The 13243-nt window shown below is 74.3% G+C and carries 7 protein-coding genes; 2 read left to right on the top strand and 5 right to left on the bottom strand.

Annotated features, from left to right (window positions below; all coding sequences use genetic code 11):
* Positions 1-251: 251 nt before the first annotated feature.
* Positions 252-3746 carry an amidohydrolase family protein gene (locus CD790_RS21135; RefSeq protein ID WP_144384878.1) on the top strand — a complete coding sequence of 1165 codons (3495 nt, stop codon included), beginning with the start codon at positions 252-254 and terminating at the stop codon, positions 3744-3746.
* 79 nt (positions 3747-3825) lie between these two features.
* Here the strand turns inward: CD790_RS21135 and CD790_RS21140 are convergent, their stop codons facing one another.
* Positions 3826-4734, bottom strand: a complete 909-nt coding sequence (locus CD790_RS21140; protein ID WP_186319159.1) for a LysR family transcriptional regulator — start codon at positions 4732-4734, stop codon at positions 3826-3828.
* Between the two features lie 70 nt (positions 4735-4804).
* Here CD790_RS21140 and CD790_RS21145 point away from each other — a divergent pair, with 70 nt between their 5' ends.
* The gene (locus CD790_RS21145; protein WP_144384879.1) at positions 4805-6103 is read left to right on the top strand and encodes a TDT family transporter; all 1299 of its coding nucleotides are present in this window, start codon (positions 4805-4807) and stop codon (positions 6101-6103) included.
* 204 nt (positions 6104-6307) lie between these two features.
* Here CD790_RS21145 and CD790_RS21150 read toward each other — a convergent pair whose 3' ends face one another.
* The 4 genes from CD790_RS21150 to CD790_RS21165 all read right to left on the bottom strand — a co-directional run bounded on the left by CD790_RS21150 (position 6308) and on the right by CD790_RS21165 (position 13043).
* Positions 6308-7048 (bottom strand): helical backbone metal receptor, encoded by a 741-nt coding sequence (locus CD790_RS21150; protein WP_144384880.1) that lies wholly within the window; start codon positions 7046-7048, stop codon positions 6308-6310.
* 53 nt (positions 7049-7101) lie between these two features.
* Positions 7102-8709 carry a TROVE domain-containing protein gene (locus tag CD790_RS21155; RefSeq protein ID WP_144384881.1) on the bottom strand — a complete coding sequence of 536 codons (1608 nt, stop codon included), beginning with the start codon at positions 8707-8709 and terminating at the stop codon, positions 7102-7104.
* Between the two features lie 469 nt (positions 8710-9178).
* A complete protein-coding gene (locus CD790_RS21160) occupies positions 9179-11800 on the bottom strand; it encodes an ABC transporter permease/substrate binding protein (RefSeq protein WP_144384882.1) in 2622 nt (873 codons plus the stop codon).
* Positions 11793-13043 (bottom strand): glycine betaine/L-proline ABC transporter ATP-binding protein, encoded by a 1251-nt coding sequence (locus CD790_RS21165; RefSeq protein ID WP_144384883.1) that lies wholly within the window; start codon positions 13041-13043, stop codon positions 11793-11795. Before CD790_RS21165 ends, CD790_RS21160 begins: the two co-directional genes overlap by 8 nt.
* Between the last annotated feature and the right edge of the window lie 200 nt (positions 13044-13243).

Here is a 13243-nt window from a genome sequence, read left to right on the forward strand (position 1 = left end):
GAAGGGATCCCGGTCGGGATACCGGAAGCACACTCTCCTCATTCACATGTTCTAAACCACAGGCCAGCGCCCCTCGGTCGCCGTACCCACCCCGAACAAGGCGGCCCTTCAGCCCTGCCCCACCCCCGCCTCCGCGTACTCCCGCCGTCGCCCAGCAGGGCTCCACCCCGGTGCCGTCAGCGTGCCGCGCGGGGCGGCGCTCCGACTCCACCCGCCCGCGCGGTCCGGGGTTGAACGGCGGTCTTCGTGGTATGGACCGATCGAATGACCCGGGTATCACCCGCGGCCCGCGAGCCCCGCAACTCCCCCGTAACTCCCCTGTCTCTGGAGGACCGTTGGAGTCCACGCATCTGTCCGATCTCTCCCGGCGGCGGTTCCTGCAGGCCGCCGCCGGGACCGCCGCCGCGGCCGGCGCGACGGTCGCCCTGCCCCTCGACCCGGCCTCGGCCACCACCGGCGCGGCACGCCGGGGGACGGTGCGGACGCTGTCCTTCCGCGCGGCCACCAACGGGGCCGCGACGCTCTCGCCCGCGGGCGACCGGTTGATCGCGGAGGTGCAGAACGTGCTGTGGTCGATCCCCCGCAAGGGGGGTGCCGCCACCGCGCTCACGCCGGTCGATCTGGAGCCCACCCGTCCGGTGTTCTCCCCCGACGGCTCCCTGGTCGCCGTCTGCGCGTACCGAGGCGGCGGATTCCATATCTGGACGATGCGGCCGGACGGCAGCCATCTGCGCCAGGTGACGGACGGCCCCTGGGACGACCGCGGACCCGCCTGGTCGCCCGACGGCACGCGGATCGTCTTCGCCTCCGAGCGCGGCGGCGACCCGGTGGCGGGCAGCCCCTACCGGGTGTGGGTGCTGGAGCTCGCCGGAGGGCGGCTGACCCGGCTCACCGGGGTGGCCGGGCAGGAAGGTCCCCTCCAGGACGGCGCCTGGGAGGACTTCGATCCGGTCTGGTCGGCCGACGGCGAGCGGGTGCTCTTCGTCCGGGGCCAGGTGGTGGGCGGTGCCCTCCAGGCCCGTACGGTCGCGTCCGTGGCGGCCGACGGCGGTGGTCCCGTGCGGATCGAGCACGTGGACACGACGGCCGGCACCCAGCTGCTGCTCCCCGCCGTGGCCCCCGGCGGGCGGCTGGCCTATCTCCGCACCACGCCCACGCCCGCGGCCTCCTGCTCGCTGGTGGTCGACGGGGCCACGGTGCCGGTGGAGGGCGATGTGGAGCCGGTGCCGCCGCGCTGGGTGTCGGCGGACGAGCTGCTGCTGACCGTCGACGGACGGTTCCGGATCATGAGGCTCGCAACACCGGCTCGGCCCGAGGGCGGTGCCCAAGCCGATGGCCAAGCCGGTGCCCAAGCCGATGCGAACGCCCAGGGCCGGGACGCTGTTCTCGCCGACGCGGCGCCGGAAGCCGGCACGAGCGCCGGGGCGGAAGCCCGCAGGACGGTCCCCGGGACCGCGCGCGCCGCCGCGCCGACCACCGTGGAGACCATCCCGTTCACGGCCACCCTCCCCGTCGACCGGCCCCGTTACCGGGTCAAGCGGTACGACGTGGAAGGCGGCGGGGTACGGCCGGTCCGGGCGCTGCACCTGCCCGCGCTCTCCCCGGACGGGCGCCGGGTGGCGTTCGCCGCCCTCAACTCGCTGTGGGTCGCGGACGTGGCCGGCGGTCGCGCTCCGCGGCGCGTCGTGCGGGCCGATCCGACCCGCTATGTGCTCGGCCCGTCCTGGACCCGGGACGGCAGGGCGCTGCTGTACGCGGACGACCGGGACGGGCTGCTCGCCGTGCGCCGTCGGGAGCTGGCCGACGGCTCGGAGACGGTGCTCGCGGACGGCGGCCGGGTGCACCCGGCGCTCTCCCCCGACGGCGCGCGGCTCGCCGCGATCGACATGTCCGGCAACCTCGTCGTGCGCGAGCTCGCCGACGGTACGGAGCGGCTGCTGGCCGCGCCGCTCGGCGGCGGCGGGCTGCCGGGGCGACCCAGCTGGTCACCCGACGGCAGGTACGTCGCGCTCTGCGATCGAAACCGCCTGAACCAGCGGTTTCGCGAGGGCTACAACCTCATCCGGATCGTCGACGCCGACACCGGCGCCTCACGGCTGCACGCCCTCGCCCCGCACGTCTCGATCTCCGACCGCTATGACTCCGGGCCCGTCTGGTCGCCCGACGGGCGGCGGTTCGCGCTGATCGCCGAGTCCGCGCTCTGGGTCCTGCCGGTGGGTCCGGACGGCACGCCCGAGGGGGAGCCGCGCCGGCTCACCGACGAGGCCGCCGACCATCCCTCCTGGTCGGGGGATGGCCGACGGCTGCTCTACCTGTCCGCGGGCCGGCTGCGGCTGATGGACGTGGCCACGGGCACGGCCCGTACGGTGCGCGTCCCCTTCGACCACCGCCGGCCCCGGCCCGCCGACACCGTCGTCCACGCCGGAAGGTTCTGGGACGGCACCGGGAACACGGTCCGCGAGGACGTCGACGTCGTGGTGCGGGGCGGGCGGGTGGCCGCCGTCGAGCCGCACCGGGCCGGGCGCGCGGCGGGGCGCCGCCTGGACGCCTCGGCCCACACGGTGCTCCCCGGCCTGTGGGACGCCCATACGCACCCCTGGCAGTACACCTACGGCGGCCGGCAGCCGGCGCTCCAGCTCGCCTACGGCATCACCACGGCGGTCTCCCTGGGCGGGTTCTCCTATGAGCAGGCACGGATCCGGGAGGCGGTGACGGCCGGAGTGCTGGCCGGTCCCCGGCTGCTGACCTGCGGCGAGCTGCTGGACGGGCCGCGCGTCGCGTACAGCATGGGGCGGGCGCACCGTACCCGCGCGGGGCTGCGCCGCTCGCTGGAGCGGGGCGAGGCGCTGGACTGGGACTTCGTCAAGACCTACGTCCGCGCGCCCGGCTGGGTGATGGAGGAGGCGGCGCGCTTCGCGCACGAGCGGCTCGGAGTGCGCACCGGAAGCCATCTGTGTTCGCCCGGCGTGCAGCTCGGCCAGGACCTGACCACCCACCTCCAGGCGACCCAACGGCTGGAGTACGGGCATGCGACCAGCGCGTCCGGTCGTGCGTACCAGGACCTCACGGAGATCTACACCGGGGCGGGCTTCCAACTCATCGCCACGCCGTTCACCGCCCTGCCGCTCGTCGGCGCCGACCCCGCCCTGGCCGAGGACGCGCGGGTCACCCGGCTGATGCCGCCCTGGGACACCGCTCAGGTGCGTCAGCTCGCCGGGACGCCGCCCACCGAAGCCCAACTGGGCACGCTGCGCACCGAGATCGGGATATACCGGAACGTCCTGGACGGGGGTGGGCTCGTCGCCCTGGGCACCGACGCTCCCCTGGTGCCGGTCGGGCTCCACCTCCATCTGGCGCTGCGGGCGCTGCACCGCTACGGCTTCTCGGCGGTCGAGGCGCTGCGCACCGTCACCGTGCTCCCCGCGCGGGTCTTCGGTGCCGAACGCGACCTGGGCAGCCTGGAGGTGGGCAAGGTCGCGGACGTGACGGTCGTGGACGGGGACCCGTTCACCGACTTCGACTCGCTGGTGCGGACGGTGTCGGTGTTGCGCGGCGGGGTGCCGTACGCGCGGCGCGACCTGGTCGGCGCGTTCCCCGCCTCCGTGCCGGGCACGCCGCCGCCCCTCTCGCCTCACACGCCCCGCACGCCTCGCGGGGAAGCCCTCGGGGAGCGGGAGGAGCGGGAGCGCTGGCTGGAGGTGGGGCGCCGGCTGCGCCGCGACACGTGCTGCGACCTGGAGGGCTGACGGGCGGGGTAGCCCCGGGCCGGGAGCCCGGGGTCGCCGCCGGGCTCGCGGAACGGCGGCGCCCCCGGCCCTCGCGGGTTCAGCCGCGCGTCAGCCCCAGCAGATCGCGGGCCGGGCCCGTCGGGCGTTGTCCGGCGGGCCACACGGCGCGGAGGTCGCGGCTCAGGTGGACGCCGGCCACGGGGATCTCGGTCAGTCGCCGGGCCGCCAGCTCCTCGCGGATGGCGAGACGGCTCAGCACGGCGGGTCCGGCGCCGCTGATCGCGGCGGCCTTGACGGCGGTGGTGGAGGCGAGTTCGAGCAACGGGTCGGCGAGGCCGCCGTGGGCCGCGAGGGCGGCGTCGAGGACCTGGCGGGTGCCGGACCCCCGCTCGCGGAGCACCAGCGGGGTGGCGGCGAGTTCACCCGGGTCGAGGTCGCCGCGGCGGCGCGCCCACGGGTGGGTGGGGGCGGTGACCACGGCGAGCCGGTCATGCCCGATCACCGCGCCGTCCAGTCCCCGCGGCACATCGAGCCCCTCCACGAACCCCAGGTCGGCCGCGCCGTCGAGCAGCCGTTCCGCGACCGCGGCCGAGTTCCCGGTGAGCAGCGAGACCGCGGTGCCGGGGCGGAGCTCGCGCAGCGCGATCAGCCAGCCGGGCAGCAGGTACTCGGCGATCGTCATGCTGGCCGCGACCCGCAGCCGGGAGTCACGGCGGTCGCGCAGGGCGTGCACGCCCGCGTCGAACGCCTCGGCCGCCTCCACGATCGGCCGCGCCCAGTCGGTCACCAGGGCGCCGGCCTCGGTGAGCCGCGAGCCGCGCGGTGAGCGTTCGACGAGGGCCAGGCCGAGCCGGCGCTCCATGGAGCGGATGCGGCTGCTCGCGGCGGGCTGGGTGATGCCCAGCTCCCGGGCGGCGCGCCCCAGGCTGCCCAGCCGGGCGACGGCGAGCAGCAGCTCCAGCGCCCCCAGGTCGGGGACGCGGTGCGCCACGGGATGAGTAGTCATAAACCCAGTTTATGTGCCCATAGAACCGTCGTCCCTGGTGGCGGGGGCGGGCGCCGAGCAGGGTGGGAGCATGAGCGTCCTCGCGCCTCCAGGCGCCCTGCCCCGCACCACCCGCACCGCCCCCGCCCGCCGGCACCGCCCGCGGGCGTCCGTACGCCACCTCGGGCCGAACTGGTACGCGGTGGTCATGGGCACGGCGATCGTGGCGAACGCCGGGGTGGCGCTGCCGGTCCGTGTGCCCCGCGCGGAGCCGGTGTTCGTCGCCGTCTGGGCGCTCTCCGCGCTCGCGCTGCTGGTGCTGCTCGCCGCGCGGGCGGCGCACTGGCTGCGCCATCGCGACCAGGCGCGGGCCCATCTGCTCGATCCGACGATCGCGCCGTTCTACGGGTGCCCGCCGATGGCGCTGCTCGCGGTCGGCGCGGGTGCGCTCGCCGTGGGCGGGGACGTCATCGGCCCGTCCGCGGCCGTCACGGCCGGGGCGGTGCTCTGGTCGGCCGGGTCGATGTCCGGCCTGATGGCGGCGGTCGGCGTTCCGTATCTGATGATCGCCCGGCACCGGATCGCCCCCGGCGACGCCTCTCCGGTGTGGCTGCTGCCCGTCGTGGCGCCCATGGTGGCGGCCGCGACCGGCCCCGCGCTGGCGGCGCACCTCCCGCCGGGGCAGGGGCGTTCGGCGTTGTTGCTGGGCTGCTGTGCGATGTTCGGGATGAGTCTGCTGGCGACGCTGCTGATCCTGCCCGCCGTCTTCGCGCGCCTGGTGCACCGCGGCCCGCTGCCCCTGGCCCTCTCCCCCGCCCTGTTCCTCGTCCTGGGGCCGCTCGGGCAGTCCACCACGGCCGGCGCCCAACTGGCCGACGCCGTACACGGCACGCCCTTCGGCCCGTACGCCGCCTACGCCTCGGTGGCGTACGGCGCGCCCGTGCTGGGCTTCGCGCTGCTGTGGCTGGCGCTGGCCGGTGCGCTGGTGGTGCGGGCCGCGCGGCGCGAGATGCCGTTCGCGATGACCTGGTGGGGCTTCACCTTCCCGGTCGGCACCTGCGTGACGGGCGCGGCGGGCCTCGCCCGGCACACCGGAGTGCACGCGGTGGGCTGGCTGGCCGTGGGGCTCTACGGCCTGCTGCTGGCCGCCTGGGCGATCGTGGCCTTCCGTACGGGGCTCGGGCTCGCCCGCGGCACGCTGCTCGCTCCGGGAGGCACCCCCGGCGCCGCGACGACTCCGCCAGAGCGCGGGGGCACCACCGTGGAGGCCGAGCCCGGAGCGGGCGCCGCGACGCCGCAACCCGAGCCCGCGGCCACCACGGCTCTGCCCGGGCCGGCCGCCGGGGCTCCTCAACCCGAGCCCCTGGGCGCCGCCCGCACCCGAGCCTGAACACAGCCCCTGGGCGCGCGCGAGTCTGAACCAGCCCCCGGGCGCCGCCCGCACCCGAGTCTGAACACAGCCCCCGCGCGGGGCGCCGCTCCCGACCATGAGCACGATCCCGCGCCCGCCCGGGCCTCAGCATCCGCCCCGGCCCTCACGGACCCCGCGGGCCCCGCGTCCCCGGCGGCCGGCGCGTCCCCGCGGCCGGCGTGCTCAGCGCGCCGCTGCCAGGGCCGCGCCGAGGACGCGCGGCGCCTCCACCAACGACGGCCCGTACCAGGTGAGATGGCGGCCGCTGACCAGGGCGGCGGGTACCCCGGGGAACGCCTCCGGGCCGTCGTCGGCGGTGAAGCGGTACGGCTCGTCGGGGAGCACCACCAGATCGGCCCCGGCCGCGTTCAGCTCGTCGAGCGGGACACGTGGATAGCGCTCGGCGTGGTCACGGTAGAGGTTCTCCACGCCGAGACGAGCCAGCAGATCGCCGGCGAAGGTGTCCCGGCCGAGCACCATCCAGGGCCGGCGCCACACCGGCACGACGGCGCTCCGCGCGGGCGCGGCGGCAGGCCGCACCTCGCGCCACGCCGCCCGCGCGGCGTCCAGCCAGTCGGGGCGGGGCAGCCCGCAGCCGCGCACCAGCACCCGCTCCAGCTCCTGGAACGCCTGCTCCAGGGTGCGGACCTCGGTGACGAGCACCTCGAGCCCGGCCGCGCGGAGCGCCGCCAGGTCGGGCTCGCGGTTCTCCTCCTCGTTGGCGATGACGAGGTCGGGCGCGAGCTCGGCGATCCGCGCGGTGTCGGGGTTCTTGGTCCCACCGATGCGCTCCGCGCGGAGCTCGGCCGGATGGCTGCACCAGTCGGTCACCCCGACCAGCGCCTCCGGCGCGCCGGCCGCCACGGCCTCGGTGAGCGAGGGGACGAGGGACACCACGCGCCGTACGGGAGTGTGACCGGTCATCGCCCCACCGTACGGCGCCGTGTGCCGTCGGCACATCGGGCCCCGCCCCTCGGCTACGGGGCGGCGGTGGCCCCGGCGGGCGGCTCCTCCCACGGCCAGGCGGCCCGGCCGCCCCCCGCCGACAGCAGCCCCACCATGGTGAACAGCTTGTCGCTGAAGCCGCCGATCTCGTAGCGACGGGGCCGCGTGGTGTCGATCGACGCGGGCGCGTAGCCCGTGGTGTTGACGCCGAACATCGGGACGTGGGCCGGGATCGCGTCCGAGACCGCGTGGGAGCGCCCACCGCTCCAGTCGGTGAACGCCTGCATGTCGGAGACGATGACGACCCGGTCGTGCCCGTCGTAGGCGGCGCGCAGCGCGGCGACGGTCTCGGTGCCGTGTCCGACCTCGCCGATCCGCGCGCAGAACGCCTCGATGTCGCGCAGCACCGAGCCTCCCCGCGGCTTCAGCCGGTGGGTGAAGTGCTTGGAGGCGAAGCCGACCAGGTCGACGGCGCAGCCGCGGTGGGCGAGCGCGACCCCGAAGAGGGCGCCGACGTCCACGTGGCGCATCGCCGAGCGCGCGGAGACCCGGCACGTCATGGAGCCGGAGGTGTCGACCAGGACCAGGGTCCGGCCCGGCAGCTCCGGGATGTTGTCGGTGGCCGCCGTCAGCGCGCGGTCCAGGGCGTGGCCCCAGCGCTGCGACGGCGCGGCCCGGTAGGCGGACAGGAAGCGGTACGGGAACTGGCGGGACCGCGCGACCTCGTCCGGGTCGGCCAGGCGCGCGGCGAGCCGCTCGGCGACCGCGTCGGGCACCCCGGCCTCGTCCAGGTTGCGCAGGTTGCGGAGGGCCGCCATGTAGCCCATCGAGGGGAGCACGGCCTGCCAGGCGGTGGCGTCCATCGGCCCCTGGAGCCAACCCGCCAGCGCCTCCCAGGTCATGCCGGCGCGCGCCAGCCGCTCGGTGGCGTCCGGCCGCTCCAGTACCGCGCGCCGCTCCGCCACCGGCAGGGCCGTGAGCTCCGCGCGGGCGCGCAGGGTGAGCAGCGGCTCCGGCGGGGTCGTGTCACGTCCGTGCCGCCGGTCCAGAGCGTGTCGGAACAGCTCGCCCTGCCATGGCTTGTCCGGGTGGGGCGCGGCGTGCACCAGCTCCAGGACGTCGGCGAAGCGGAACCCGTGGCCGGCGGTGTCGTACTTCAGCAGCGACCGCTCGGTGTAGAGCCGGCGGACGGCGTCGGCGAGGCCGCGCTTGACGGGCTTGGGCACCGCGCGGCCGTGCTGGCCGATCCAGTAGGCGAGCAGTTCGCCGGGCTCGTCGGCGCGCTGGCACGCGGCGTCGATGATGCGGCGGTTGTCGCCGTGCAGCCCGGCCGCCAGGCGTGCGTAGACGGCCTCGGCGGCGGCGACCAGCGACGCGGAGCGCATCTGGGCCTCGCCGCGCAGCCAGCCGACGAAGCGGGCGGTCCAGTCGCCGTCCTCGACGGCGACCTCGTGCACCAGGGTGCGGAAGCGGTCGTCGCGCTCGTCGGCCGTCTCGTAGAAGGTCTGCTCGCCGACCATGTTGACCACGGCGAGCAGCACCAGCTCGGAGCGGCGGTCGCGGGTGACGGCGGCGCCGCCCTCGTAGGTGACGGTGCTCGCGCCGCGCGTCTGCGCGCGGCCGCGGTTGAACTTGCTCATTTCTCCCCCGAATCGCCCCCTGGGGGGCCGTGCGGCGGGGAGGCGACGTCGGCACACCGGAGCGCCCGAGGTCTCGGTAGGCGGCGGACAGGGCTTCGGGAAGAAGTAACCGCCGCCGGCGCACCGGGCGCTCCGGTGCCGTGCGCGCCTCCCGAGATCAAGAGTGGACGACGGTACGATTCCGCCCCGCACGCGGCGGGGCGGCTCAGGATTCGAACCTAAATCAGCCGAAGTAACCGTCGTCTTCGCACCGGGAGGTGCGTTCACGGATACGACGGTAAGGGGTGGCGGCGTCGGCCGTCATCCGGTTTTCCCCTCCCGGCGGCCACGGTCCGTCGGGCCGGTGACGCGCGGAGCCCCGCCGCCGGCGCGGGGCCGGGGGCGGGGCTCTCGTACGCGGCCGACGCGGCCCGCCGGAGGGTCCGCCGTACGAGGCGGCGCGCGGTCCGGCGGACGGCCCGGCGGGGTGTCAGGAGGCCACCGGCGCCAGGGTGTCGACGATGCCCGGGTGGGCGTCCATCCAGCGGCGGGCGGACTCCTTCTCCTCGCCCTTGCCGCCCTTCTGGATCTCGGCCTCCAGGGAGGCGAGCTGCTCCTCGCTCAGCTTGAAGTCCTTCAGCCAACGGTGGAACTCGGGGAAGTCCTCGGCGAAGTCCTTCTTGGCCACGGTGTGGATCTTCTCGCCCTTGCCCCAGGCGCCCCTGGGGTCGCCGAGCTTCTTGAGGTCGTACGTGCTGTAGGCCCAGTGCGGGGACCACAGCGTGACGACGACCGGCTCCTTCTTCTTGATCGACCGGTCCAGCTCCGCCAGCATCGACGACGTGCTGGACGCGACCACCTCGTACTCGCCGTCCAGCCCGTACTCCTTGAGCACCTTGTCGTTCAGGATGCCCATCATCCCGGCGCTCGCCTCGATACCGATGATCTTCCCCTTGAAGGTGGACCCCTTCCCCTTCAGGTCCTCCAGCGAATCGATCCCCTTCACATACGAGGGCACCGACAGCTCCAGCGACGTCGGCCCGTACCACGAGCCCAGGTCGGCGAGGCGGTCGCCGTACTTGTCCATGTACTGCTTGTGGGTGGTGGGCAGCCAGGAGTCGAACTGGACGTCCATCTGGCCCTGCGCCAGGGCCGTGTAGAGCGGTCCGGGGTCGAGCTGCTTGACCGAGGGCTTGTAGCCGCGGTCCTCCAGGACGTTCTGCCACAGGTAGGTGGCGGCCACGGCCTCGTCCCACGGGAAGTAGCCGAGGTCCACCTTCTTGCCCGCGTCACGCCCGTGCTTCTTGGCGCCGCCAGGCACCGGGGCCCAGGTGTCCACGGCGCCGGGGTGCTCCTTCAGCCAGGCACGGACGGCCTGCTGCTCCCTGCCCTTGCCGGCCTCCTGGATCCGCTGCTCCAGGTCGGTGAGCTGGGCCTCGGACATCCGGAAGTCGCGCAGCCAGCGGGCGACGGTCGGCTCCTCGGCGGCGAAGCCGCCGGAGGCGACGGTGTGCACCCGGTCGCCCTCGCCCCAGGCGCCCTTGGGGTCGCCGAGCTTCTTCAGGTCGTACTTGCTGTAGGCCCAGTGCGGGGACCACAGGGTGACGACGACCGGCTCCTTCTTCTTGATCGACCGGTCCAGCTCCGCCAGCATCGACGACGTGCTGGACGCGACCACCTCGTACTCGCCGTCCAGCCCGTACTCCTTGAGCACCTTGTCGTTCAGGATGCCCATCATCCCGGCGCTCGCCTCGATACCGATGATCTTCCCCTTGAAGGTGGACCCCTTCCCCTTCAGGTCCTCCAGCGAATCGATCCCCTTCACATACGAGGGCACCGACAGCTCCAGCGACGTCGGCCCGTACCACGAGCCCAGGTCGGCGAGGCGGTCGCCGTACCGGTCCCAGTAGTTCTGGTGGGTGGTCGGCAGCCAGGCGTCCGTCTGGAAGTCGACGTCCCCGCGGGCGAGGCCGGAGTAGAGCGGGCCGGCGTCGAGCTGCTTGAGGGACGGCTGGTAGCCGCGCTGCTCCAACATCTCCTTCCAGAGGTAGGTGGAGGCGATGCCCTCGTCCCACGGGATGTAGCCGATGTCGAGCTGCCGGCCGTGGCCGACGTCGCCGCTCGCCGCCGCGTCCTCGGTGTCGCCGGAGGAGGCGAGGTTCATACCGCCGGCGATGAGCGCGAGGACGACCACGCCGACCGTGGCGACCGCCGTACCGGGGCGGTAGTTCCACAGCCGCGCGCCGCGCGTCGAGGCGGCCGCCTTGGCCATGGCTCGGCGGCCGAGCGGGGAGACCCGCTGGTTCAGCGCGCCGGTGGTGCGGTCCAGGTAGATGGCCAGGACCACCACGGCCAGGCCGCTCTCCACGCCGGCGCCGACGTCGACCTGGGTGACGGCGGCGTAGACGGTCCCGCCGAGGCCCTCCGCACCCGACATGCCGGCGATGACCACCATGGACAGCGCGAGCATGATGACCTGGTTGATTCCGGCCATGATCGTGGGCAGGGCGAGCGGCAGCTGGACCCGGAGCAGGGTGTCGCGCGGGCTGGTGCCGAACGCCTGCGCCGCCTCCACCAGCTCGCCGTCGACCTGGCGGATGCCGAGCTCGGTCATGCGCACGCCGGGCGGCATCGCGAAGACGATGGTGGCGATCAGGCCGGGGGTGATGCCGATGCCGAAGAACATCACGCCGGGCAGCAGATAGACGAAGGCGGGCATCGTCTGCATCACGTCGAGCACCGGCCGCAGCAGTCCGCTGACCGCGCGGCTACGGGCCGCCCAGATGCCCAGCGGCACCGCCAGGGCGATGGTGATCACGCTCGCCACGAGCACCAGCGACAGCGTGGCCATCGCCTCGTCCCAGAGCGTGAAGGAGTCGACCAGGGCGAAGCCCGCGAAGGCGAGTACGGCGGCGACCGGGCCGCGCAGCCAGAGCGCGACGATCGTGAAGATGCCGGCCATCAGCAGCGGTTCGGGCGCGCCGAGGGCCGAGTCGACGCCGTCGTACATGCCGGTGAGGACGGAGTTGATGACGTCGAAGAGCCAGCTGAGGTGCTCCTGCAGCCAGGTCACGCCGTCCTCGACCCAGCGTCCGAGTTCGAGCCTAGGCACCGGCGATCACCTTGCCCTCGTCGCCACCGGCGCTCCCGGCGGCTTCCGTGCCCTTCGCCGCCGCGAACCGCGCTTCCGTGTCCTTCGTTTCCGTGCCCTTCGTTTCCGTACGCTCCGGCTCCCGCGCGGCGGGAACGGTCGACGCGGGGGGCGGCTCGGCCTCGGAGTCGCCGGCCGGTTCCGGCTCGCCCAGCGCCGCGAACAGCCGCTCGCGGGTGACCACTCCGACGAGGGTGCCGTCCTCGTCCGTCACGGCGACCGCGACGGCGCTGCGCGAGCAGGGGGTGAACAGCTCGATGACCGGGGTGTCGGCGGCGACCCGGGCCGGCGTCGCCGCCAGCACGTCGGCGGCCGTACGGAGCTCCGTTCCGTCGTCGGCCGTGGTGCCCAGCAGCGTCCGCACCGGGGCCATGATCGCTCCGGCGGTGAGCACCCGGCTGCGGTCCACGTCCTGGATGAACGAGGCGACGTAGTCGTTGGCGGGGGTGGTGAGGATGTCCTCGGCGGAGCCGGTCTGGACGATCCGGCCGTCCCGCATCACCGCGATCTGGTCGCCCAGCCGCATGGCCTCGTTCAGGTCGTGGGTGATGAAGACGATGGTCTTCTTGAGCCGCTTCTGGAGCTCCAGCAGCTGGTCCTGCATGTCACGCCGGATCAGCGGGTCCAGGGCGCTGAAGGACTCGTCCATCAGCAGCAGATCGGCGTCGGTGGCCAGCGCGCGGGCCAGGCCCACCCGCTGCTGCATACCGCCGGAGAGCTCGTCGGGCCAGGACTTCTCCCAGCCGGCGAGGCCGACCAGGGCGAGCGCCTCGGCCGCCCGGCGCTCCCGCTCGGCGCGCGGGACGCCCTGCACCTCCAGGCCGTATCCGGCGTTCTCCAACACGCTGCGGTGGGGGAAGAGCGCGAAGTGCTGGAAGACCATGCTGATCTTCTTCGAGCGCACCCGGCGCAGCTCGCGCGGGGTGAGCGCGGTCAGGTCCTGGCCGTCGAAGAGCACACGTCCGGAGGTCGGCTCCAGCAGCCCGTTGAGCATGCGCAGCAGGGTCGACTTCCCGGAGCCGGACAGGCCCATCACGACGAAGATCTGGCCTGCCTCGACGGCGAACGACGCGTCGATCACGGCCGCGGTCGTCCCGTCGTTGCGCAGCTGGTCGCGGTCGGCCCCGTCCTGAAGCCGTCTCACCGCCTCTTCCGGTCGTCTGCCGAACACCTTGTACAACCGCTCGGCTCGCAGCCTGGACACATACACCTCTCCGGTCGCAGAAAAACGACCTGCCGCCCCCGCCGGCAGGTCGTGGAGCGGCACGGCATCGGCCCGCGTGGCCCGTCGTGGCGCCAGGAATCTGGCCGAAACGGGTCCGCTCCGCGGGCGCGCCTGCCCGGGATCATTCGGGGTAAACGCCGCCGTGACCCGCTTCACAGCCATGTCGTGAACGCCGCCCG

This window comes from Streptomyces sp. SAJ15 (assembly GCF_007595705.1).
Lineage (GTDB): Bacteria > Actinomycetota > Actinomycetes > Streptomycetales > Streptomycetaceae > Streptomyces.

What these genes read in the sequence shown, in the direction of transcription:
- CD790_RS21140 (WP_186319159.1), bottom strand. Translation starts at nt 4,734, where the DNA reads ATGACTACTCATCCCGTGGCGCACCGCGTCCCCGACCTGGGGGCGCTG.
- CD790_RS21155 (WP_144384881.1), bottom strand. Translation starts at nt 8,709, where the DNA reads ATGAGCAAGTTCAACCGCGGCCGCGCGCAGACGCGCGGCGCGAGCACC.
- CD790_RS21145 (WP_144384879.1), top strand. Translation starts at nt 4,805, where the DNA reads ATGAGCGTCCTCGCGCCTCCAGGCGCCCTGCCCCGCACCACCCGCACC.
- CD790_RS21135 (WP_144384878.1), top strand. Translation starts at nt 252, where the DNA reads ATGGACCGATCGAATGACCCGGGTATCACCCGCGGCCCGCGAGCCCCG.
- CD790_RS21150 (WP_144384880.1), bottom strand. Translation starts at nt 7,048, where the DNA reads ATGACCGGTCACACTCCCGTACGGCGCGTGGTGTCCCTCGTCCCCTCG.